24 protein-coding genes are annotated in these 21,860 nt (G+C 46.0%); 16 read left to right on the top strand and 8 right to left on the bottom strand.

Annotated features, from left to right (window positions below):
* The first annotated feature begins 19 nt into the window (after positions 1-19).
* From BEL04_RS20295 to BEL04_RS20240, 12 genes are all read left to right on the top strand, one after another.
* Positions 20-1,084 carry a heme A synthase gene (locus BEL04_RS20295; protein WP_066006931.1) on the top strand — a complete coding sequence of 355 codons (1,065 nt, stop codon included), beginning with the start codon at positions 20-22 and terminating at the stop codon, positions 1,082-1,084.
* Positions 1,081-1,941: a heme o synthase gene (gene cyoE / locus BEL04_RS20290; RefSeq protein WP_066006929.1), complete on the top strand. Its 861-nt coding sequence runs from the start codon at positions 1,081-1,083 to the stop codon at positions 1,939-1,941. The genes BEL04_RS20295 and cyoE overlap by 4 nt, the downstream gene beginning before the upstream one ends.
* Before the next feature lie 4 nt (positions 1,942-1,945).
* Positions 1,946-2,530 (top strand): cytochrome c oxidase subunit 3, encoded by a 585-nt coding sequence (locus BEL04_RS20285; protein WP_066006927.1) that lies wholly within the window; start codon positions 1,946-1,948, stop codon positions 2,528-2,530.
* A gap of 19 nt (positions 2,531-2,549) precedes the next feature.
* Positions 2,550-3,272 (top strand): cytochrome c oxidase subunit 3, encoded by a 723-nt coding sequence (locus tag BEL04_RS20280; protein WP_066006925.1) that lies wholly within the window; start codon positions 2,550-2,552, stop codon positions 3,270-3,272.
* A 20-nt stretch (positions 3,273-3,292) separates the two neighbouring features.
* Complete coding sequence (locus tag BEL04_RS20275) at positions 3,293-3,646, top strand: cytochrome C oxidase subunit IV family protein (RefSeq protein WP_066006919.1); 354 nt, start codon at positions 3,293-3,295, stop codon at positions 3,644-3,646.
* Complete coding sequence (locus BEL04_RS20270; RefSeq protein WP_066006917.1) at positions 3,628-4,344, top strand: SCO family protein; 717 nt, start codon at positions 3,628-3,630, stop codon at positions 4,342-4,344. Before BEL04_RS20275 ends, BEL04_RS20270 begins: the two co-directional genes overlap by 19 nt.
* 43 nt (positions 4,345-4,387) lie before the next feature.
* The gene (locus tag BEL04_RS20265; RefSeq protein ID WP_066006915.1) at positions 4,388-4,960 is read left to right on the top strand and encodes a DUF420 domain-containing protein; all 573 of its coding nucleotides are present in this window, start codon (positions 4,388-4,390) and stop codon (positions 4,958-4,960) included.
* Between the two features lie 25 nt (positions 4,961-4,985).
* A complete protein-coding gene (locus tag BEL04_RS20260) occupies positions 4,986-5,258 on the top strand; it encodes a hypothetical protein (protein ID WP_066006912.1) in 273 nt (90 codons plus the stop codon).
* Between the two features lie 30 nt (positions 5,259-5,288).
* Positions 5,289-5,696, top strand: coding sequence for a DUF983 domain-containing protein (locus BEL04_RS20255; protein WP_066006910.1), 408 nt, complete (start codon positions 5,289-5,291; stop codon positions 5,694-5,696).
* Complete coding sequence (locus tag BEL04_RS20250; protein ID WP_066006909.1) at positions 5,674-6,330, top strand: DUF2461 domain-containing protein; 657 nt, start codon at positions 5,674-5,676, stop codon at positions 6,328-6,330. Before BEL04_RS20255 ends, BEL04_RS20250 begins: the two co-directional genes overlap by 23 nt.
* Positions 6,331-6,373: 43 nt before the next feature.
* Complete coding sequence (locus BEL04_RS20245; RefSeq protein ID WP_066006907.1) at positions 6,374-7,222, top strand: OmpA family protein; 849 nt, start codon at positions 6,374-6,376, stop codon at positions 7,220-7,222.
* Between the two features lie 349 nt (positions 7,223-7,571).
* Entirely contained in the window at positions 7,572-8,330 is a 759-nt protein-coding gene (locus tag BEL04_RS20240; RefSeq protein WP_066006905.1) for a metallophosphoesterase, read from the top strand.
* A 131-nt stretch (positions 8,331-8,461) separates the two neighbouring features.
* Here the strand turns inward: BEL04_RS20240 and rfbC are convergent, their stop codons facing one another.
* Genes rfbC through BEL04_RS20225 form a run of 3 tightly spaced genes read right to left on the bottom strand, consistent with a single transcriptional unit; the run spans position 8,462 to position 11,144 of the window.
* On the bottom strand, positions 8,462-9,010 hold the full coding sequence (gene rfbC / locus BEL04_RS20235; RefSeq protein ID WP_066006903.1) for a dTDP-4-dehydrorhamnose 3,5-epimerase: 549 nt from the start codon (positions 9,008-9,010) through the stop codon (positions 8,462-8,464).
* 1 nt (position 9,011) lies between these two features.
* A complete protein-coding gene (locus BEL04_RS20230) occupies positions 9,012-9,314 on the bottom strand; it encodes a DUF4286 family protein (RefSeq protein ID WP_066006901.1) in 303 nt (100 codons plus the stop codon).
* A 21-nt stretch (positions 9,315-9,335) separates the two neighbouring features.
* On the bottom strand, positions 9,336-11,144 hold the full coding sequence (locus BEL04_RS20225; protein WP_066006896.1) for a tetratricopeptide repeat protein: 1,809 nt from the start codon (positions 11,142-11,144) through the stop codon (positions 9,336-9,338).
* A 161-nt stretch (positions 11,145-11,305) separates the two neighbouring features.
* On the opposite strand from BEL04_RS20225, the gene BEL04_RS20220 reads away from it, so the two are divergent.
* Genes BEL04_RS20220 through BEL04_RS20205 form a run of 4 tightly spaced genes read left to right on the top strand, consistent with a single transcriptional unit; the run spans position 11,306 to position 16,026 of the window.
* Positions 11,306-13,255 (top strand): prolyl oligopeptidase family serine peptidase, encoded by a 1,950-nt coding sequence (locus tag BEL04_RS20220; RefSeq protein ID WP_066006894.1) that lies wholly within the window; start codon positions 11,306-11,308, stop codon positions 13,253-13,255.
* A 13-nt stretch (positions 13,256-13,268) separates the two neighbouring features.
* Entirely contained in the window at positions 13,269-14,936 is a 1,668-nt protein-coding gene (locus BEL04_RS20215; protein ID WP_066006893.1) for a sensor histidine kinase KdpD, read from the top strand.
* A gap of 3 nt (positions 14,937-14,939) precedes the next feature.
* Complete coding sequence (locus BEL04_RS20210; RefSeq protein ID WP_066006892.1) at positions 14,940-15,632, top strand: response regulator transcription factor; 693 nt, start codon at positions 14,940-14,942, stop codon at positions 15,630-15,632.
* Positions 15,633-15,690: 58 nt separating this feature from the next.
* On the top strand, positions 15,691-16,026 hold the full coding sequence (locus BEL04_RS20205) for a hypothetical protein (RefSeq protein ID WP_066006891.1): 336 nt from the start codon (positions 15,691-15,693) through the stop codon (positions 16,024-16,026).
* A 31-nt stretch (positions 16,027-16,057) separates the two neighbouring features.
* Here BEL04_RS20205 and BEL04_RS20200 read toward each other — a convergent pair whose 3' ends face one another.
* The 5 genes from BEL04_RS20200 to BEL04_RS20180 all read right to left on the bottom strand — a co-directional run bounded on the left by BEL04_RS20200 (position 16,058) and on the right by BEL04_RS20180 (position 21,581).
* Positions 16,058-16,678: a class I SAM-dependent methyltransferase gene (locus tag BEL04_RS20200; protein WP_066006889.1), complete on the bottom strand. Its 621-nt coding sequence runs from the start codon at positions 16,676-16,678 to the stop codon at positions 16,058-16,060.
* Positions 16,679-16,687: 9 nt separating this feature from the next.
* Positions 16,688-17,563 carry a UbiA family prenyltransferase gene (locus BEL04_RS20195; protein ID WP_066006887.1) on the bottom strand — a complete coding sequence of 292 codons (876 nt, stop codon included), beginning with the start codon at positions 17,561-17,563 and terminating at the stop codon, positions 16,688-16,690.
* A 37-nt stretch (positions 17,564-17,600) separates the two neighbouring features.
* Positions 17,601-18,881 (bottom strand): metallophosphoesterase, encoded by a 1,281-nt coding sequence (locus BEL04_RS20190; RefSeq protein ID WP_066006884.1) that lies wholly within the window; start codon positions 18,879-18,881, stop codon positions 17,601-17,603.
* Positions 18,882-18,887: 6 nt separating this feature from the next.
* Positions 18,888-20,387: a sigma 54-interacting transcriptional regulator gene (locus BEL04_RS20185; protein ID WP_066006880.1), complete on the bottom strand. Its 1,500-nt coding sequence runs from the start codon at positions 20,385-20,387 to the stop codon at positions 18,888-18,890.
* 96 nt (positions 20,388-20,483) lie between these two features.
* The gene (locus BEL04_RS20180) at positions 20,484-21,581 is read right to left on the bottom strand and encodes a VWA domain-containing protein (protein WP_066006878.1); all 1,098 of its coding nucleotides are present in this window, start codon (positions 21,579-21,581) and stop codon (positions 20,484-20,486) included.
* Between the last annotated feature and the right edge of the window lie 279 nt (positions 21,582-21,860).

The raw sequence follows: 21,860 nt of genomic DNA, 5'->3' as shown, positions 1-21,860 counted from the left end.
TTTTACAAACGTATTTTAAATGAAGATATCCCCGGCGAAAAAACGGTTCCAGACTATCAACTTAGTCACTGTGTTCTTGGTTTTTCTGGTGATTTTAGCCGGCGGAGTAGTACGTAGTACAGGCTCAGGTATGGGGTGCCCCGACTGGCCCAAATGTTTCGATTGCCTGGTACCGCCAACCAGCGTAAGCCAGATACCAAAGGATTATAAAGCCAGGTATGTTGCCCAGCGCAGCAAAAAAAACGAGCGATTTGCCCGCACATTGGATGCTTTTGGTTTTAAAGATCTGGCACAACGCATCCGCAACGATAAATCCATCCTCGTTCCCGAAGAGTTTAACGCCGCCAAAACCTGGACGGAGTATATAAACCGCCTGGTAGGCGAGGTTACCGGTGTTTTTATGGTGCTTACCGTAGTGTTCTCCTTTGCTTACGCGCGTGTTCGCAAACGTATTGTGGCTGCAAGCATAATTAACCTTTTGCTGATCGTTTTCCAGGCTTGGTTTGGCAGTATCGTCGTGTCGACCAACCTGGTGAGCTGGACGGTTACCGTGCACATGTTGTTAGCCTTGGCTATTTTGGCCATAGCTATTTACACCTATCACGAAGCCGTTATCGTTAACAATACCGACGCCGTGCAAACTAAATCTATCACTAAGTTTATGGCTTATATCGCTATTGCGATCAGCATTCTCCAGATCGCCCTGGGTACCGAAGTACGCGAAGCGGTAGATATGGCGGCAAGCCGTTTCCCGGGACAACCCCGCGAAGGCTGGGTGGCAGACGCAGGTTCGGTATTTATTAACCACCGCGAACTATCCATATTGGTATTGGTTGTTAACGTATTGTTATATGCGCTTATCCGTAAAGGTTTCAGCAGGCATTCTATACAGCAGCAATTGATGAGTTTTACGTTTCTGATGATCATGCTGCAGATTGTTTCGGGTATTGCTTTATCTTATTGGGGGCTACCGCCGGTTGCGCAGGCTATCCATATCGTATTGGCCAGCCTGGTGTTTGGCGCACAGGTATACCTGGCATTAAACCTGCAAAAAACGGCTAAAGTTTGGGGGGCAAGAGTATGAAGATGAGCGATTTTTCGAAACTGATCAAATTCAGGCTGACATTCCTCGTGGTATTTTCGGCATCGATATCTTTCCTTATCGGCAGCAAAGTGAACGGGGTTATCGATTGGGGAAACTGGGGGTTATTGATCTTAGGCGGCTTTTTAGTTACCGGTGCGGCCAATTGTTTTAACGAGATCATCGAAAAAGACCTGGATAAGCTCATGAAGCGTACCATGGACAGGCCAATGCCCTCGGGCCGGATGACTACCGGGCAGGGCCTCGTAATAGGTTTGTTTATGGGGATAATGGGCACTTATGTTTTAGGCAAACTCAATTTTACCACCGGCTACCTGTCGGTATTCTCTATTTTGCTTTACGCTTTTGCTTATACGCCATTAAAGCGTAAATCGCCTATAGCAGTATTTGTAGGCGCTATACCCGGCGCACTGCCCCCGCTTATCGGCTATGTAGCCGCGCACCCGCAGATCGATAAGATCGCCCTGGTTTTGTTCGGTATCCAGTTTGTATGGCAGTTCCCGCATTTCTGGGCCATAGCATGGGTTTTGGATGATGATTATAAACTGGCCGGTTTCAGGCTGCTGCCAACCGGCAAGCGCGATAAAACGAGTGCCGTGATCACCTTTATCACTACCCTGATATGGGTGCCCGTAAGTTTACTGCCAACAATCATGGGTTTTGGCGGTTGGATCATAGGGGGGGTATCGCTCGTTTGCAGCGTAATATTTTTATACCTTGCGTTCAATTTAGTGCGGACGTTGGATATACCTTCGGCAAAAAAATTGATGTATTGCTCATTCTTTGTTTTGCCGGTAGTACAATTAGTTTTGTTGTTTAATTTTTTAGGAAAAGTTTAGTTGAATGATGGCTCAGTTACAACAAGATAAAGACAAGCTTAACCTGGCGCCCAAAAAATTTAATATGTGGTTGTTCATTTTTACCTCATTTATGTTTTTTGCGGCCTTAACCAGTGGCTTTATCGTATACAGCGGCGGTAGTACCAGCCGTGGCATAAAAATTATTTTGCCCCATGCTTTTATGTACAGCACCGGGGTAATTGTGGTAAGCAGTGTTACTTTGTTTATGGCAAGCCGCGCTGCAAAGCGCCTGCAGTTCGATAAGCAACGCTTGTTTTTGTGGCTCACGGCTGTTTTAGGCATAGCCTTTTTTGCCATACAGATTTATGGCTGGAGCGTATTGGTTAAAATGGGAGTTTACTTTGTTAACCCAAACGCTTCGCAATCTTTTATTTACGTATTTACCGGCATGCATTTGCTGCATATAATAGCGGGCCTCGGTTTAATTTTTAACGCGCTTTCGGGCAGCTATAAAAACATACCCCAGGTGCGAAATTTGTTCAGAATGGAGTTCGCTTCGATTTTTTGGCATTTTATCGATATTATATGGATTTATCTGTATGTTTTTTTACTTTTGAACCAATATTAAAAATTACAATTTAATTGCAATGAGCACAGCAGTTTCAGAAATTGACGAAGTTAAAACAACCCCATGGGCAGGCGGAAGGTCTCCTTTCTCGGTAGAGTATGGAAAGCTGATGATGTGGTTTTTCCTGTTGTCGGATGCGTTTACTTTTTCATCACTACTAATTTCCTACGGGGCGTTACGTTTTAGCGCCACAACCTGGCCTGCGGCCGATAAAGTATTTCAGTCGATACCCGGAACATCTGTTAACGAAGGCGCGCCCCTGGTGTTCGTAGGTATCATGACGTTCATCCTCATCCTGAGCTCCGTGACCATGGTATTGGCTGTTGAAGCCGGCCATCGTATGGCTAAAAAGGAGGTAACCTGGTGGATGATCGCTACCGTAATAGGCGGTTTCATGTTCCTGGGCTGCCAGGCTTTAGAGTGGACTCACCTGCATGGCGAAGGCTTCTGGTGGGGCCATATCCCGGATGCCGAAAAACTAAAGGAGTTTTTTAACGATCCGATAACTGCGGCATCATCCGTATCTACGCACCAGTTTGCAAACCTGTTCTTTACCATTACCGGTTTCCACGGTTTCCACGTATTCACCGGGGTTATTATCAATATCATTATTACCATCAATGTGTTGCTGGGCACTTACGAAAAGCGCGGCAGCTACCTGATGATCGAAAAAGTTGGTCTGTACTGGCACTTTGTAGATCTGGTTTGGGTATTCGTATTTACCTTCTTCTATTTAGTATAATCTCTTAAACATCGTATATCATGTCTACAGAACCAACACATATACACGCCGGCGAAGAGCACGGCGATACCATGACCAAAGGAAGGATCGTTAAAGTGGCGCTTATCCTTTCGGCCATTACCTGTATCGAATTCTTTATCGCACTTTACCTGGTACCGCATGGTAAAATGACTTACCACAGCGCAAACCCGGTTTACATTGTGTTAACCCTGGCCAAGGCTTTCTATATCGTGGCTTTCTTTATGCATTTAAAGTTCGAAAAGATCACTTTAATCTATGCCATAGTAGTGCCTACGCTGTTTATTATCGGTTTGATATTAGTGTTAACTAACGAAAGCCATCACTGGTTTGATGTATGGCATCCCCTATCTTAAAGGGTATTAAAAACATAGTAATCCTGGCGCTCATTTTAGCAGTGCCGGGATTTTTATATTATTTACTTACCGCGAAAGGTAAAAACAGGTATAAGCCGCTGCCCATTTACGGCCCTAAAATAGTGGCCAAAACCACCCACAAGGGTTTTCACGGTAAACGTATACCCGATACCATCTATCACGAGGTAAGCGATTTTAATTTGACCGATCAGGATGGCCGGCCGGTAACTTTAAAAACCTTCGAAAAAAAGATCGTCATCTTTTCATTCTTTTTCTCTAACTGCCCGACTGTTTGCGCACAGGTTAACAGCAACCTCGATTCGCTGGCGAAAGGGTATCAGAAAAATAAGCTGATACAGTTTGTATCTGTTACCGTCGATCCCGATCGCGATACGCCGGGAGCTTTGAAAAAATATGCAGCGCAGTACGGCCTTAGCAGTAATAAATGGAGTTTTTTAACCGGCGATACCACCAACATCTACCGCCTGGCAAGGCAGGGATTGCTGGTAAACGCCCTAAAGTCGGGCCCGGGTAAAGATGATTTCATCTACAGTGATAAAGTGATCATGGTTGATGCCAGTCGCCGCATACGGGGGTATTATTCGGGCACATCGGTTACCGATATGCAACGCCTTGACGACGAGATCCGGGTACAGATAACCGAAGAGCTCCGCAAGGTCGAAACACCGGAGATGTAGTAAACAGCTTAATCAGATAATTGGCTTTTAGCTCAATAATACAATGAACGATAAACTTATATTCCGTTTTATAGCAGGCGTTTCCATATTTGTTTTTTTAGTGGTTTTGATACTCAACCGTAAACTTATCCCGGCGCCAGAGGTATTGCCGTCATTCACTTACTTTTTGCCAAAGCTTAATGCTATGCTGAACGGCACGTGCAGCGTACTATTGGTAGTATCTTTATATTTTATCCGCAAAGGCAATATTGCTGTACATAAACGTATCAACATCGCAGCTTTTTGCCTGTCGGCCTTATTCCTGGTATCGTATATAGTGTTTCATTACCTCGCGCCCGAAACACGTTATGGCGACCTGGATGGCGATGGCCAGCTATCGGCCCTGGAGATTGGCGCGGTAGGCAGTTTCCGGTATGTTTATTATTTCATCCTGATAACGCACATCGTACTGGCCGCCGCGGTATTGCCCTTAATTTTGTTGAGCTTTTACCGCGGTTTGCAGATGCAGGTCGAAAAGCATAAAAAACTCGTACGGTGGACGTTCCCTATCTGGCTCTATGTAACCGTGACCGGTGTTATCGTTTATTTATTGATATCGCCGTATTACCATTTTTAAGTTTAATTTTTGGTAAATTTGCTGCATGAAATACTTAAAGCTATTGCTGTTTGTAGCCGTATTAGGTTTAACCCTGCCGGGTAAGCCGGTAAAGGCCCAGTGCACCGTGTGTTCGGTTAATGTGGAGAGTAATAAGCAAAACGGCGGCAAACAGGCCAACGGCCTTAATCATGGTATTATGTATTTGCTGGCAGCTCCTTATCTCGCAGTTGCAGCTGTTGGCTTTTTATGGTATAAAAAATACCGCCGCAAAAATGTTGAACTCAACATGCGCAGCGAAAAACTTAATCTTAACTAATTTCCCTTACGGGGATTAAATAACACTCCAATGCCCCAAACTTCAAAATCGTGGGCTATGCTCCATGCCAAATGCCCCCGTTGCCGCCGCGGCAATATGTTTCAGGGTGGCGCATACAATTTTGGTTCGAATAAAATAAATGAGTTTTGCCCGCATTGCGGTATGCGCTTCGAGATCGAACCGGGCTATTTTTATGCCGCCATGTATGTAAGCTACGCGCTCAATGTGATGTATGCCGGTGCCTTGTGGACGGGTACTTACCTCCTTACCCACAATACCGATTCGCCCTGGTTGTATATCGCCGTAATTTTAGGTGGATGTTTCCTGTTATCGCCCTTAACGTTTCGTTACTCGCGTGTGTTTTTGCTATATTGGCTCTCGCCCAAAGTGCACTACCAACCACACTTAGATACCGATGATAACCCAAAGCACGTTTAACTTTTTATCCGATCTGGCCGCAAACAATAACCGCGAGTGGTTTACCGATAACAAACAACGCTACGAAGAAGCTAAAGAAAACGTACAGGATTTTACCGGCGAGCTCATCAAAGAGCTCAACCGTTTTGATAAAGCCGTAGCTGCCGATCTCGACCCTAAAAAGTGCGTGATGCGCATCTACCGCGATATCCGCTTCAGTAAAGATAAAACGCCGTATAAAGATAATTTCGGTATCGGTAACCTGCGCAATACCAAAGTGCATATCGGTTACTATGTGCAGGTACAGCCCGGCCGTAACCTGGCCGGCGGCGGCTACTGGATGCCCGAAGGCGATCACCTCAAGCTCATCCGCCAGGAGATAGATTATAATGGCGACGACCTGAAAAAGATCATCGACCGGCCCGAATTCAAAAAGCTCTTCGGCGAGTTCCGCCATCAGGAACAGCTCAAAGGCGCCCCGCGCGAATATGAACCTGATAACGAAAACATCAGCCTCATCAAGCTCAAAAGCTTTGCCGCCCTGCATCAGCTAACCGATGCCGAGATGATGAAGAAAGATTCGCCTAAACGGGTAGCCGAGGTGCTGGGCTATATTTACCCGCTCACAACTTTCTTAAAAAACGCATTGGCTTAATATTTAATCGTTATTATTGCATATACGCAAACACTACCGGCCCATGAAAGTAAAACACATCCTTTGTCTGATTTCCGCATGCTTTGTACTGCACTCCTGCGTGGTGCTTTCGCCAAAAAAATATAAAGCCTTATTAGCTACTCAGGATTCGCTCACCACCCGCACCGGCACGCTCGAAGCACAGGTTTCGCGCCTGCAAAGCGATACCGCCAAACTGCACCGCGAAATAGCCGACCTGCAGGGCCAACTGGCTGCGGCAAAGGATAGCTATAACGCCCTGAGCGATAAATACAGCTCACTGAATAATAACCTGACATCGACCACCTCAAAAGTAAATCAGCTATCCAGCGATCTGCAGGCCCGCGAAGCCCGCTTAAAAGAAGTGGAAGAAATTTTGCGTAAACGCGATGCCGCTACCAACGCCCTGAAAGAGAAACTGCAAAAAGCTTTACTGGGCTTTCAGCAAAGTGGCTTGAGTGTCGATATCCGCAACGGCAAGGTATACGTTTCGCTTACCGATAAACTGCTTTTCCCTTCGGGCAGTATCGTGATCGACGAAAAAGGCAAAGCCGCTTTAAAACAACTGGCCGTGGTATTAAATAAGGAGCCCGATATCAACATCTCGGTTGAAGGCAATACCGATAACAAAAAGGTGATCAACCTCGGCCAGATCAAAGATAACTGGGACCTGAGCGTGCTGCGCGCCACCTCGGTAACCCGTTACTTAACCGAAGTCGAAAAGATCGACCCGGTACGTTTAACCGCCACCGGTAAAAGCGAGTTCCAGCCAATCGATACCGGTAACACACCCGAAGCGCTGGCCAAAAACCGCCGCATCGAGATCGTGCTCACGCCGAAGCTGGATGAGCTGTATAATTTGATCTCGAAATAGGTCTGATAAAACTTTAAAAGCTGTTCGAAGTTCCTCCTGATTTCGAACTATTATGCATGCAATTTATAACTACACGGGTGTTTTGCGTTAGCGATTGGAGCGCCTGCCTGTCGGCAGACAGGGATACCGGCCCTTCGACGGGCTCAGGGCAGGCCGAGGCTAAGGCCTGAAGGCGTATGAGCGTAAAGCGCGGGCCGCAGGCAACGCCCCAATATTAACCCTTATATTTATTAGCTAACACTAAATCCAATTTACACCAAATTTCGGTCTCGCATCAACCCTTGCCTATAACCAAAATCTCCCCAAACACATTTACTTTTGTAATTGTTAAACATCAAACATTTCCGCGATGAAAAAAAGCTATGCCGTCATCTCCGATATCCACGGTAACCTGCTCGCGCTGCTGGCTGTATTGAAAAATATTCACGCCCGGCAGATCGAAACCATCATCAACTTAGGCGATCACTTTTTCGGAGCGCTCGAGCCCGAAGGTGTAGCACAGATACTGCGCGAAAACCCCATGCTCAGCATCCGCGGCAATACCGACCGTGAGATACTCGAAAGCCTGGGCAAAGTTTCGCAAAAAGACCAGATGGAACGCGTAAAAGCCGAGCTGTCGCCAAAGAGCATTAAATTTTTGCAACAGCTGCCCTTAACTTTAACAGTGGACGATCTGATCTTCGCCTGCCACGGTGTACCGGATAATGACAATGAATATCTGCTCGAAAAAGTAACCGAAAAAGGCGTATTTGTTTATAACGACGAAGAACTCATCGAAAAAACAAAAGGCATCAGCGAACGCATCATCCTTTGCGGCCACTCGCATGTAAGCAGGGTGGTATATTTAAGCAATGATAAGATCATCCTGAACCCGGGCAGTGTAGGCCTGCCTGCATACCTCGGCAACGGCGAGCACCGTTTTGCGATGGAATCTATGACCCCCCACGCCAAATACGCCATCATTCATGCCGATGGTACTTCCATCAGTATCGAGCAGGTACAGTGTTCGTACGATTGGCACAAGGCCTCGGAAGCAGCCAAAAGCAACGGCAGCGATACCTGGGCAGAGTTTTTACTGCACGGGCGCATGCCTAAAGCGCTACGGTAGCCCCACCCAAACCCTCCCCGGAAGGGAGTGCTTAAAAAAATGCTTGTTTAAAGTCTCCCCCCTGCCGCGGGAGATTTGTGCCATTGTCGGTGTCTTCACGTGTCCTCACCGACAATCACCTGCAAACTATCTTAAAACGGACTGACAAAATCCTTAAAATCGGGCAAAACTTCGTCCTTAGATGATAGCAGCACGTTATCTGTAGGGAAGCCCCAGTCAATCCCCAGCGATTTATCGGTTATCTTAACCCCTATCTCCGAGGCCTTATCGTAAAAATTAGTGATCTTATAAGCAAAAACGGTATCGTCTTCCAGGGTATAAAAGCCATGTAAAAAACCTTCCGGTATCCAGAACTGTAAATGGTTTTCGGCGCTTAGCTCGATCTTAAAATGCTGCCCGTAAGTAGGTGAGGCTTTACGGATATCGACCGCTACATCGATCACCCGGCCCTGGGTTACCCTAACCAGCTTGCCCTGGCCAAAAGGCGGCGCCTGCGCATGCAGGCCGCGCAAAGTGCCTTTTGACGAACTCGACTGGTTATCCTGCACAAAATCGACATCGATGCCCGCATCTATATATTTCTTTTTATTGTAGCTCTCGTAAAAATAACCGCGGTCATCCGGCCAGATACGCGGTTCAACAATCAATAATCCTTCAATAGGTGTAGTAGTTACTTTCATATCAGTTTACCTGTTGCATTATGGTTTCAAATAGCACAAAGCTGTTTTCAAATTGTTTTTGATGAGCCGCCCTTATTTTTACGCCGATACCTTGCTGGTACTCGTGGTATTTATCTATACTGTCGGTTTCAAATTGCAGGCAATAAGTAATGCCCTCATTGGGCGAATTGAGCACGGTAAGCACCCGGTGCCCGCTGAAATAACCGGTTGACATTACACCCGGAATGTATATACTGCCCATCCATTTCAACCAGTCGGCCTGTATGGCCTCGTCGATGATGATGGTCTCGTTTAAAATGATCATGCTGCAAAAATACCCAAATATTTAAGAGCCCGAAGGAATAACATCGCCCCGTAATACCCTGAAGCGCTTTCGCGCTTCGTTTATCCACAGGCTGCCCGGGTAATCGCTGATGATCTTTTGGTACCAGGCTTGCGCCGATGTTTTATCGTCGAGGTGGTTCTCGTAAATATCACCCAGCATAAACACGGCATCATCGGCCCAAAGGTCGGTTTTTCCTTCCTCAGCTATTTTTTTCAGCGGGGCCACAGCAAGCTGATAATCCTTTTTTTGAATCAGGATACGGGCCTTGGCCATCAAAATATCATAGATCAGGTCGTTTTTAGGATATACCTTATCGATGCTGTCTAATGTGAGCATGGCCTTATCGGGGTCTTCCTTAAATATCGCAAGGTCGGCGCGGGCGTACATTTTAAGCGCGTTACCCGTACTATCGAAAACCGTATGATCGCTGATCACCAGCGAAAGGTTCAGTGCATCGTTAGCTATCAGTTGCGATGTGGCGGCTTTCAGCACATCAAGCTGTCCTTTGGCATAAGTAAAATCGCCGGTGTAGTAAGCTAATTTGGCATTGCGGTAATTTGCTTCCTGTGCCAGCGGGCTGCCCTGCTGGTCAGATTGTACCTGCATATAAGTGAGCGACGCATCCCAGGGTTTATTGTTGAGCAGGTAAACGTCGCCGAGGTCGAGCTTGCAATCGGCTAACAACCCCGGTCGTAAACCCGGTATGGCGATAGCTTCTTCCAGGAGCTTTTGCGCCTCGGCAAATTTATGCAGCTTAAAAGCCTCCAGCTTAGCCAGCTTTTGCATGGCGAAGGCTGTTCCCTGGTTCCGGCCAAATTCGCCGAGCAAACTGTTGTAATCCTTTTCCAGGTCAATCAGGTCGGCCTGTTCGTATTTGCCCGAGGTTATTTTTAAGCTTTTGGTGTTGATCAGCTCGATCTTTGCATTCACATACAGGTCGTTATCCTTTCCTTTGGCGATAATATAATCGTAGCCCCGTATGGCCTCATCGTAGGCCTGGTTAGCAACCAGCGTCTGGCATAATTCCAAAATGCTGCTTCCGCCATCGTTCTGGCGGCGGTTTAGCGCAAGCGCCTGGTTCATGGCCATGTTAAACTGTTTTTGCTGCAGGTATTGCCAGGTAAGCATATCGGCAAAAACGGTTTGCTGCGGGTATTGCTGTATCAGTTTGAGCAAGGCCATTTTAAGCATGTTGTAATCGGCAGCGCCATCAAACTGGCTGGCGATAACGCTTTTGGCCTGTATAATATATTCGGGGCTAACCTGCAGCAGGTTTAGGTACTCGTTTACGATGTTTACCTTATCATGCTTAAAGCGGTAAAGCGATATCAGCTCGTTAGTGAACAACTGCTCGTTATGCAATACCTTACGGCCCTGTACAAATGCTTTAATGGCATAATCCAGGTTTTCGGCCTGGTAAAACTGTGAGGCAATATCGTTGATAGCGTTCTGATCGGCAGGCATGCTTTTTAACAAGCCGTCGTAAACTGCGTCGGCTTTTTCCTGGTTACCTGTTTCGCGGTAAATGCGGCCAAGTGCAATGGTATACAGGTAAACCTGCGGATGCTGTTTTAGCATCTTTTTGGTGATGTTTTCGGCTTCGTCGAACTTTTTAAGGCCGAGCAGGCTGTTAAAGTACAGGGGGTAATAGGTTTCGTTATTTTGCCTGTACAGCTTTTGATAAACATCGGCGGCTTTTTGCATTTCGCCGTTCATGGTATACTGGCCGGCAAGGCGCAGTTCGTCATTCTGGGCAAAGGCGCCCAGCGCGGTAAATGTCATCACAAACAAAACGAGCGCTATCCTCATACAATCAAAAATAAACATTAAAACGAATTTAAATTGCTTAGCTTGTGTTTCAGTTATTTAAATTTACAACAGGGTAAAATTGTGGTGACATTTTGCTTTATCCATTTCATTTTTCCTAATTTAACCTATTCTATTAACTAAATAGACTTTAACACCGAAGAATGCTGAGCAGGATTAAGAAGTTTTTATTTGTAGCGATAGTTATCAGTATATATTCATGCGGGGGCAAAGCTCCTGTACTCATACCCGTTGGCAATTTTTTTAACGAAACCACCAAAAGCAATTACCATATCTCGCCCGATGGGAAGAATATATCTTACCTCATCAATCATAAACGGCAGCAAACGCTGGTTATCCGTTCGCTTGCCGATGGTAAGGAGCGTTCGGTATCAGGTCTTTCGGATGTGCGGGGAGATTATTTCTGGACCTACAGTAACCAGATCATCATACCGAAATACAGTTTTGAGAGCAATGAGTTCGAACTATCGGCAATTGATGTCGGCACATTGCAATGGCATAGTTTATTTAAGGCAGGCAAAGTGGCTTTCAGGGTACTTACCCGCAAAACCAAAGATCCCGATGTGATAACCTGTACTACCAACGAGCGCGACTCGACCGCCCTCGATGTTTACTGGCTGAATACCAAAACAGGCGAAAAAAAGATGTACCTTAAAAACCCTGGTAATGTTACCGAATGGGTATCAGATCCGGATGGAAAAATACGCCTGGCCAAAGCATCCGACGGGGTTAACGAAAGCATACTCTATCGCCCTAATGATGATGCCAAATTTACCCCGATCATCGTCAATAACTTTAAAAACAGGGTGGAGCCGATTGTTTTTAGCGACGACAGGACCCATTTCTATGCCTTATCAAACGTCGATCGCGACAAAACTGCGCTGATGGAGATCAACGCGACGAATATTAAAGACGAGAAAGTTATTTTTAGTAATGATAAAGCCGATATTGAGGACGTGATCTACCTGCGAAGCAAACACCGGCTGGATGGTGTAAGCTGGGAAGAGGCCAAGCCGCAGCATTATTTTTTAAATGCGCAGATCAAAGCCATTTACAACGATCTTTTGGCTAAACTACCCGGTAACGAGGTGCGGATAGTTGACCGTGACAGTACCGAAGACAAGATGATCATCAACGCCTACAGCGACCGTAATCCGGGCGCGTACTATTTGTACACTAAGGCCGATAAGTCGCTGGTGAAACTGGCCGATATGAATGCCGATATCAATCCGGCTGATTTGTGCGAAATGAAAGCCATATCATTCAAAGCCGGCGACGGTATGGTTATCAACGGTTACCTAACACTGCCGCAAAACACCGGCGGCGAAAATTTGCCGGTCGTGGTCATCCCTCACAACGACGCCTGGAAACGCAACAGCTGGGGGTATAGTGCCGAGGTACAGTTTCTGGCCAATCGGGGGTATGCTGTTTTCCAGGTGAACCACCGTGGCTCTGCGGGGTATGGTAAAGCTTTTTTCAGCGCGGGTTTTAAACAGGCCGGCGGTAAAATGCAGCAGGATATTACAGATGGTGTAAACTGGCTCATCGATCAAAAGATAGCCAATCCTAAAAAAATTGCTATCTACGGAGCGGGCTTTGGTGGTTTTTCGGCCTTATACGGCGCATCGTTTCACCCGGGTATGTACAATTGCGTGGCTGTGCAAAACCCGCTCATCAATTTGTTTACCTATGTGCGCGATATCCCGCCATTTTACAAAGCCATGCTCAGCATGCGTTACGAGATGGTGGGCAACCCCGAAAACGCTGCGGATGCAGATCAGTTCCGTGCCATATCGCCCGTATTTAATACCGACAAGCTAAAAGTACCATTGTTATTTGTGCAGCGCGAAAACCAGCGTACCAACACTACCGAAGTTAACCAGTATGTAACCGAGCTTAAACGCCGCGGCGTGCCCGTTACCTATAAAAATATCAGGATGCCCGGGGGGCCTCCCGGAGGAGGGCACGGTAAAATGCCCGGTCAATACAGGCATGGGGGTGGTGGTAATGGGGGCGTTCGCGAAAGTAACAGGTTGCTGATCTATACTGAGCTCGAAAAGTTCCTGGCTGCTAACCTGCAGGATAAAAAGTGATGCCAACGGCTACATGACGAAACAGAAAAGTGTATACCGCAAAAACTTTTCGCTGATCATCGCATTTATTGTGCTGCTTTCGGCCATTTTAGTTGTTGCGTTGCTCATTACCTACAGCCTTACCCGCAAATACGTAACCAACGAATTTTCGTCGAAAAAAATTGAAGTACTGGAGCAGACAATCAGGCCCTATAACGATTTTTTTTACAATAAAATTCCCCGTATCACCTCTTACCAGGGATACCTCAACAAGGCCTCGGCAACCGAGTATGCCTCATCGGTTTTTAAAACATATCCCTTTGTAAAAAGCGTCGATTTTTATCATTTCGAGATAAGCAACCACCCCGACCCGCAAGGCGTGCATACCGAAAGGTTGAACCAGGTGGTACGGAACGCCTATCACTTTACCCCATCCGCCAGGGATACCGGCATAATACAAACTAAAACCATCAGCGATAAGGAAGTAAAGCGCAAAGATGATTTTAACCTGATGGCTTTAAAGCTGGGTAACTTCATACAGGAAGTGGATACTTCGCGCACCTATACATCCGAAGAAACTTTCAGTACTTTTTACGATATCAAGCCCAACAAAATAAGCTATATCAATAACCCGAGCCTCGAGTTTTTAAGGATATATAAGGATTTGCTAACGAGTAAAACATCTTCATCTGTCTACCCGCAGGATTTGATGGTGTTTAATCTTACGCCAACCAACCTCGTTGTTAAAAATACCCACCCCGAGCTGTATCAGCATATCAGCATACAACAGGTGCTCTATTATCCTTTAGACGCCAATGCCGGGGAGAAGCTCATTACCGACGAAATTGCTCTGCCCGGCGCTTTTTCGGGATATAAGTTGTACTTCCAGTCCGACGCTAATTTTGGCCAAACAGAGGTTTTTAGACGTTTTTTACCGTCGGCCGGTATCATCATCGCTATTTATATCTTTTTGCTTATCATCGGCTGGCTGATCTATCGCAACCTCAACGTTAATCACAAGCTGTTTAAGCTCCAGTACGATTTCATCAACAACTTTACCCACGAATTTAAAACACCGGTGAGCGTGATCAAAATTGCCGGATCGAACCTGCGCAGCGATGCCGAACTGTCAGACAGGCAACGGATGCATTACGGTAAGATACTCGATCAGGAAGCAGATAAACTCAATGAACTGATGAACAGGCTGCTCTCGTTCACCCAACTCGAGAACCGGTCGATACTGATCAAAAAGGAGGAGATCAAACTGGATGAATTTGTCGACAAATACATCAATACCTTTAAAATTAAATATCCCGATTTTAAACTCAGCTATGATATTAAAAATGTGCAGACCTTCCAATCCGACCCGGTGCTGCTGGGCAGCATCTTTCAGAACATGATCGAGAACGCTTATAAATACTCGCCGCCTAACCGTAAAGAGCAGCATATCACGGTGGAGCGTGTTAAAAAAGATATCGTTTTTTCATTTAAGGATAAGGGTATCGGCATACCCAAACGCGAGGTTGATAATATATTCCGTAAGTTTTATCGCATCGAAAGCCAGTACAACCAAAATGGGAGCGTTGGTTTGGGTTTGGCTTTCTGTAAAGAACTTGTTAATTTTATGAACGGCGATATCACCGTTAAGAGTAAGTTGGCCGAAGGTTCCGAATTTAAAATTATATTGCCTATTAACCCCTGATATATGAACAATAAAGAAATAAAGATCGCCCTGGTTGAGGACGACGAAAACTTAAGGTTTTTAGTTGCCGAGCGTTTAGAGCTCGAAGGCTACAAGGTATTGGAAGCCGCCGACGGCGACGAAGCCGAGAAAATGATCCTCGACCAGAAACCGGATATCGTACTGCTCGACTGGATGCTGCCAGGCAAGCAGGGCTCCGAAGTATGTACCGCTATCCGCGAAAAGGGGTTTGATAAGCTGGTGATTATGATGACTGCCAAAGCGCAGGATATTGATAAGATAGAAGCCTACCAGTTCGGCGTATCCGACTATATCACCAAACCATTTAATATGGATGTGCTGGTAGCGATGATCGACAATAAGATCAAGTTCACGCTCAACAGCGAGAAGAGCGAATCGTACAAATTCGCCAATATGGAGCACCACCCCAATACCCACACGCTGATACGCGATGGTAAAAAGATCGAGCTCACCATCCTCGAAAACCGCATCCTGCTGTACTTTTTAAAGAACGAGAACAAGGTAATTAACCGCGAAGAACTGATGATGGAGGTTTGGGGCTATAATACCGATGTAAATACCCGCACGCTGGATATGCACATTGTAAGGCTGCGTAAAAAGATCGAGATCAACCCCGATTCGCCTCAATACCTGCAAACCGTTAGGGGCATCGGTTATAAATTTTCGTCGGAATAAGGAAATAGAGTCAAGAAGCAAGAATCAGGAAGCAAGATTTAATAAACTGCTGTCATTAATGAATAGCAATAGCAACGAAAGAAGAAACAACAGACTTAACTTAGGATTTGGTGTAGCTTTTATTGTCTTTGTTATTTCCTACTGGATTTGGCATGAAATAGATGAAAGATCAGCTTTGAAAAACAGCAGTTTAGTTAACGCTAAGTTGATACGTTATATACCTTCAAGAGGAAACAGAATATTGGAGGTTGAATATAACTTTAATGGGAAATTAATAGAAAACCAGATTTCGGTCCGGGTAGATACCTTTAAAGTAGGAGAAGCATTGTTATTAGAGGTATCGAATGAGCATCCTGATGAATATGCTGTAATTGTCGGAAAAATTAAGAGATAACGATTAGCCGCAGCTTAGCGAAAGCGTGCTATCAAATAAGTCGATACACTGTCGACATAATAAACTCGCCAAAAAACGCTTTGTCGGCTGTTTTTTTATACCCGTATTTTACAAACCGGCTTTCTATATCGGGCATGCTGGTCGTATCTATACGGCACAATACCCTGAAAAAGTAATACATCGATTTTAACAGAACGCGCTGCCATAATTTCCCTGTTAATTGAAAATCGGTGCACAACCACAAGCCCTCCGGCCTTAAACTTCGGTGCATATGCACAAATACATTTTCAATAGTTGCCTCGGTAAAATTATCGAATAAAAACGGCGTGATGATCACATCGTATAAGGTCATATCTTCCACCTCTTCAATCGGTTTATTAATAAAGACTACCGCGTTTGCGCCGTAATTTCTCCGCCGGGCAAGCGCCGTCATCTTAGCCGATATCTCCACGTAAGTAATGCTCAATCCCGATGGATGCAGTTTGGTTATTTTTTCCAGTATCCAGCCCGTACCGCCTCCAACGATCAAAATATTGGCCCCTTCCGGGATATAATTCAATAGATAAACCTGCGAATTGATAAGCGCCCTGCCAAAAAACAACCGCGAAAGCCTGTCGTAGAAGCCGGCCGAATTATCATAGTTGGATGGCATAAGCTGTGGTTAAAACAACCTGAAGACAACGAGGAACAAATATTGCAGTATCAGCACCCCATCCATATACAAAAAGTAATAGTATTCGTTCTTTTCCCATTCTGATTTAAAAATGAGCCAGCCCATCAATAAAACCGTTAAGCCAAGCGCGAAGAAATCGCGGTTAAAACCATTATTATTAAAAGTGAAAAGTAAGATTAAATAGCCCGCCAATAAAGCCTGGCAAAACAGGTAGGCGCGCCGTTCGCCGATCAATACCGGGATAGTTTTTACGCCGGTTTTCAGATCGCTAAACAGGTCGCGTATATCGAACGGAATGGTCAAAGCAAAAACAAACAGGAAACGCTTGCTGAACAATATCGCGGTATTGCGCAGCGAGGTATCGGCCAAATGCTGGCTTTCGGCCTCGAATATGGGCAGCAATACGCAACTTAATACCCAAACGCTGGTGATCATCAGCGATTTTAACCCTGGTATATTGCGCAGGCCAAACCGTTGGTCGCCTATCGAAAATAAAGGTAAGCTATACCCGATAGATATAAAACCCAAAAATATCACCAGCAGCTTACACTCAAAACACAGCATCCAAAAAAGCGGGATAAGCAGTAAAGTACAAATAATGGTGATGGTGTACATCAGCCGGTTATGCGCAAAAAACCAGCGCACGCGTTTGTATTCCGATTTTTGAGGGTCCTTGGGTTTGCTTAAAAATATACTGACGTTATAGGTAACAAGCGTGGATGTGAGCAGCAGGGCCAGTAAAGGATAGATAGGCGGGCTGCCTATCAGCGCCAGGGTGAGTAAACCCTGTGCAACAGCGCAAAGCGCCATAAACAGGTTACTGAACAGCACAAAATCCAGTATAGGCTGAAAAATTTTTTTCATGGTATCGCAAAGCAATACCGCCCGTACAGCCTGCTTTTTATGCTGTTTTGCCTTTGAGCGCCGGGTCGGCAGCGGCTTTCAATGTAAATATCGTTATTTCGGGCAATATTCCAACTCTTCCCGGATATCCTAAAAAGCCAAACCCGGTATTTACATATAATTGCTGATTGCCCTCACGGTAAAGGCCTGCCCATTCCTTATAAACATACTGTATCGGGCTCCACTGAAAATGTTTGGTCTGGATGCCGAACTGCATACCGTGTGTGTGGCCCGCAAACATCACGTCGATATCTTTGTGATCTAAAACCTGTGCCCGCCAGTGCGATGGATCGTGCGAGAGCAGCAGCTTAACAGGCAGATCCTGCGTATTTCTTTCGGCAAGGTCTATCCGCCCATATTTAGGGAAACGGCTCATACTGCCCCAATTTTCCACCCCTAAAATACCGATCTCCTCTCCATCAACTTTCAGGCGGCGGTTATCATTTAGTATCAAATCCCAGCCCATATTTTTATGGGTGGCTTTTAAATCGTCGAGATTTTTTTGTTTGGCCGCAAGTGTCGGCCAGCTGTGGTAGTCGCCATAATCATGGTTGCCTAACGACGAATATACACCCAGCGGCGCTTTGACTTTCGCAAAAATATCCTGGTAATCGCGCATTTCGCTGCTGATGTTGTTCACCAGGTCGCCGGTAAAGAAGATAAAGTCGGGCTTTTCTTTCAGCAGCATTTCCACGCCCCCGGTAACTGCCTTTTTATTATAAAAACTACCCGAATGGATATCGGATAACTGCCCCAGTTTAATGCCATCAAAAGCTTTGGGTAAGTTTGGCAGGTAAAGGGTGCGGTGCTTAACACGATATTCGTAGGCGCCGTTGATGATGCCGTATCCTAACGATGCCATAGGCAATGCCCCGGCTAACAGGCCGGCTTTCATTAAAAACTCCGAACGGGGTATGGTATCCGGCGCGGGCTGGCTTGCCGGGAATTCGGGTTCCGGCCTGTTATGCTTACGAGCTTTCCATAACAGCAAACGGCGCACATCATCCACAACCAAAAACGGCAGGAACAATATTTTGGCGCCCAGCATCACAAAAAATATGAGTAATATCGCCCCTTTAAAGCCAATGCCGAATTTGATATAAATACTCGCAAAAAGCCCCAGTATTAAAAAAATGGAGATTCCCCAGTACCACCAGGTAAACGCTCTTTTAGCAGTGAATTTCCATTTTTTTAAACCGGTTCGTACGCCGGTGATGATATAGGCATCGGCCACTAAAAGTATAGCCGCTATAGTAAGGATAGTTATAAACTGTTGCATTGTTTGTTAATAACGGTCGTCGTCGATATCGTCTTCGTCATCGGGCTGCAGGTTGAACAAACTGTTAAACATGTCCGAAAAGGCGAAGCCGTTATCCAGGAAACCTTTATTCAACTGCGAAAACTCTGCCAAACCGTGCAGTACAAATTCCATCAGCAAAAATTGCTGATTCTCTGTCAGTTTCGGGTGAAATTGTTTGATCACATCTTTCAACCCTGGTACTGCGTTCAACAGTTTTTTGTATTCCTGTAACGACATGTTATCGTCGATAGCCAGGGTGTTGCCGTTCCCAAACCAATTGATGATTTCGGCATAAGGATTCGGCGCTTTGGTTTTTTTTGCTTTTTCCGGATCGGGGAAATATTGCAGTAAAAGTGCTTTTATGGCTTTACCAAGTAAGATATTGGCCACTTTGGCCGGTCCTTCCAATTCGCCTTCGTACACCAGTTCTATCTTGCCGGTTATCGCCGGGATCACACCCAAAAAATCGGATATCCGCACAAAAGTGCTCTTCTCACGGTTGATGATCATCCTGCGCTCGGCATTGCTGATCAAATTTTCGTAAGCCGAGATGGTTAGCCTGGCAGATACGCCTGACTTTTTGTCGACATACTCCGAATTACGCGCTTCGAATGCGATCTGCTCCACTAAGTTCTTCACCAGGCCATCAGCCTCCACAGCTATTTTTTGTTCGGGTGTGATGGAGGCTTCCTGCTGGGTTATTTTACGTGAGATATCCACCGAACGCGGGTAGTGCGTCAGTATCTGGCTTTCGATACGGTCCTTCAGCGGTGTTACTATCGATCCGCGGTTGGTATAATCCTCCGGGTTGGCGGTAAACACAAACTGGATATCCAGCGGCAAACGCAGTTTAAAACCACGTATCTGGATATCTTTTTCCTGTAAGATGTTAAACAGGGATACCTGTATCCGTGCCTGCAAGTCTGGCAGTTCGTTAATTACAAATATGCCCCGGTGGGCGCGCGGTATCAAACCGAAGTGCAGTACCCGCTCGTCCGAGTAGGTCAGTTTCAAAGTCGCTGCTTTGATCGGGTCAACATCGCCGATCAGGTCGGCAACGGTAACATCCGGCGTAGCCAGTTTTTCGGTATAACGCTCGCTGCGGTGCATCCAGGCAATAGGCGTGGCATCGCCCTTGGTGGTTACTTCGTTATGCCCGAACCACGATATCGGGTTCAGCGGATCATCAAATAGTTCCGATCCTTCAATATAAGGAATGTACTCGTCCAATAAGTTAACCAGTAAACGCGCAATCCGTGTTTTTGCCTGCCCGCGTAAACCCAGCAACAAAATGTTGTGGCGCGACAGGATAGCCGTTTGCAGATCAGGGATCACCGTATCCTCATAACCAATAATGCCCTCAAAGCCACCCTCGCTTTTTTGCAGCTGCGCAATCAAATTTTCGCGAAGTTCTTCTTTCACCGATCGGCTTACATAACCGATCTTTTTTAACTCGCCTAATGTTTTTATAGTTGGTATGCTCATTTAGCCCCCTCTAAATCTCCCCCGGTAGGGGAGACTTTCATTATTGTAAATATTTATAAAAAGCCCTCCCTACCGGGGAGGGTTTGGGTGGGGCTTCTACCGCACCGTCCTTCTTCTATTCCTGATATAATCCTCAAAAATATATTCCCCCAAACCATTCAGCGAGCTGTAAAAAGCCTTGCCGCCGTTGGTTTCGGTAAACGTACGCACAAACTGTTGCAGGTACGGGTCCTTGGCTATCATAAACGTCGTGATCGGTATTTTAAGGCGCTTGCATTGCGCGGCCATGTTCAGCGTTTTATTTACCACCTTACGGTCGAGCCCGATGCTGTTTTTATAATACCGCGTACCCTCCTTTAAACAGGTTGGCTTGCCATCGGTAATCATAAAAATCTGCTTGTTATGCGTTTTACGGCGGCGCAGAATATCGGTTGCCAGTTCTAAGCCCGCGTAAGTATTGGTATGATAAGGCCCAACCTGTAAATAGGGCAAATCCTGCAAACTTATCGGCCAGGCATCGTTACCAAAAACAACAATATCTAACGTATCCTTGGGGTATTTGGTGCGGATCAGCTCGGCTAATGCCATGGCCACTTTTTTAGCGGGGGTAATACGGTCCTCGCCGTAAAGGATCATCGAGTGCGAAATATCGATCATCAGCACGGTCGAAGTGAGGGTCTTGAAATCCATTTCCTCCACTTCCAGGTCGCGCTCCGTGAGCCTGAAATCGTCAATCCCATGGTTTACCTGCGCATTATGCACCGATTGCGTCATATCGATCTGGTCCAAACTATCGCCAAACTGGAACTCCCGGCGCTCCGAGTTCTTTTCATCGCCCTGTCCCGATTGCGGCGTACGGTGATTACCCTTACCCGATTTTTTCAGCTTGCCGAAGATCTCTTCCAAAGCCGATTGGCGGATGCTCTGCTCGGTTTTGGCGGTGATGCTAAAATCGCCGGTCTGGCCGTCCTCGTTCAGGTAACCACGGGCTTTCAGCTCGTCGATAAAATCGCCCATGCCGTACTGGTCGTTGGTCAATTTGTATTGCTTGTCCAGTTCGTTCATCCACTGCAAAGCCTCGCCGGCATCGCCCGCGGTGTAATTCAGCAGCTCTAAAAACAACTTCAGCAATTCGTCAAAACCGCCTTTGGGTATTTGCCGGGGGATGAACTTCGAAAAACCAAAACCACGCATATTATCCTTTCAATCCTAACTAACGACTAATTTACGCTATTAGTTTTATAGCAACCAATACCAAGCCGTGTGTTTACGTTTGTGTGACGAGGGTTTTACAGGAGATATACCTCAATTAGCTCTGTGCACTCAGTGTCCCCTGGTGTTCTTTGTGGTTAATTTTTATAAGCGGTTTTTATCACAGAGCACACTAAGGGAAAAGCATAGCGATACACAGAGTAATTTTAATAGTCGAATTTGGGCGCCCGCCTGCGGCCGGGCTTTCCCTGCCCGTCCGGC

Source organism: Mucilaginibacter sp. PPCGB 2223, assembly GCF_001705515.1.
In the GTDB taxonomy this organism is placed as follows: Bacteria; Bacteroidota; Bacteroidia; order Sphingobacteriales; family Sphingobacteriaceae; genus Mucilaginibacter.
Note: the sequence above shows the minus strand (reverse complement) of the source record. Positions and strands in the feature narration are given on the sequence as shown.

Coding starts and splice junctions, on each gene's coding strand:
- BEL04_RS20295 (WP_066006931.1), top strand. CDS start 20: ATGAAGATATCCCCGGCGAAAAAACGGTTCCAGACTATCAACTTAGTC.
- cyoE (WP_066006929.1), top strand. CDS start 1,081: ATGAAGATGAGCGATTTTTCGAAACTGATCAAATTCAGGCTGACATTC.
- BEL04_RS20285 (WP_066006927.1), top strand. CDS start 1,946: ATGATGGCTCAGTTACAACAAGATAAAGACAAGCTTAACCTGGCGCCC.
- BEL04_RS20280 (WP_066006925.1), top strand. CDS start 2,550: ATGAGCACAGCAGTTTCAGAAATTGACGAAGTTAAAACAACCCCATGG.
- BEL04_RS20275 (WP_066006919.1), top strand. CDS start 3,293: ATGTCTACAGAACCAACACATATACACGCCGGCGAAGAGCACGGCGAT.
- BEL04_RS20270 (WP_066006917.1), top strand. CDS start 3,628: ATGGCATCCCCTATCTTAAAGGGTATTAAAAACATAGTAATCCTGGCG.
- BEL04_RS20265 (WP_066006915.1), top strand. CDS start 4,388: ATGAACGATAAACTTATATTCCGTTTTATAGCAGGCGTTTCCATATTT.
- BEL04_RS20260 (WP_066006912.1), top strand. CDS start 4,986: ATGAAATACTTAAAGCTATTGCTGTTTGTAGCCGTATTAGGTTTAACC.
- BEL04_RS20255 (WP_066006910.1), top strand. CDS start 5,289: ATGCCCCAAACTTCAAAATCGTGGGCTATGCTCCATGCCAAATGCCCC.
- BEL04_RS20250 (WP_066006909.1), top strand. CDS start 5,674: ATGATAACCCAAAGCACGTTTAACTTTTTATCCGATCTGGCCGCAAAC.
- BEL04_RS20245 (WP_066006907.1), top strand. CDS start 6,374: ATGAAAGTAAAACACATCCTTTGTCTGATTTCCGCATGCTTTGTACTG.
- BEL04_RS20240 (WP_066006905.1), top strand. CDS start 7,572: ATGAAAAAAAGCTATGCCGTCATCTCCGATATCCACGGTAACCTGCTC.
- rfbC (WP_066006903.1), bottom strand. CDS start 9,010: ATGAAAGTAACTACTACACCTATTGAAGGATTATTGATTGTTGAACCG.
- BEL04_RS20230 (WP_066006901.1), bottom strand. CDS start 9,314: ATGATCATTTTAAACGAGACCATCATCATCGACGAGGCCATACAGGCC.
- BEL04_RS20225 (WP_066006896.1), bottom strand. CDS start 11,144: ATGAGGATAGCGCTCGTTTTGTTTGTGATGACATTTACCGCGCTGGGC.
- BEL04_RS20220 (WP_066006894.1), top strand. CDS start 11,306: ATGCTGAGCAGGATTAAGAAGTTTTTATTTGTAGCGATAGTTATCAGT.
- BEL04_RS20215 (WP_066006893.1), top strand. CDS start 13,269: ATGACGAAACAGAAAAGTGTATACCGCAAAAACTTTTCGCTGATCATC.
- BEL04_RS20210 (WP_066006892.1), top strand. CDS start 14,940: ATGAACAATAAAGAAATAAAGATCGCCCTGGTTGAGGACGACGAAAAC.
- BEL04_RS20205 (WP_066006891.1), top strand. CDS start 15,691: ATGAATAGCAATAGCAACGAAAGAAGAAACAACAGACTTAACTTAGGA.
- BEL04_RS20200 (WP_066006889.1), bottom strand. CDS start 16,678: ATGCCATCCAACTATGATAATTCGGCCGGCTTCTACGACAGGCTTTCG.
- BEL04_RS20195 (WP_066006887.1), bottom strand. CDS start 17,563: ATGAAAAAAATTTTTCAGCCTATACTGGATTTTGTGCTGTTCAGTAAC.
- BEL04_RS20190 (WP_066006884.1), bottom strand. CDS start 18,881: ATGCAACAGTTTATAACTATCCTTACTATAGCGGCTATACTTTTAGTG.
- BEL04_RS20185 (WP_066006880.1), bottom strand. CDS start 20,387: ATGAGCATACCAACTATAAAAACATTAGGCGAGTTAAAAAAGATCGGT.
- BEL04_RS20180 (WP_066006878.1), bottom strand. CDS start 21,581: ATGCGTGGTTTTGGTTTTTCGAAGTTCATCCCCCGGCAAATACCCAAA.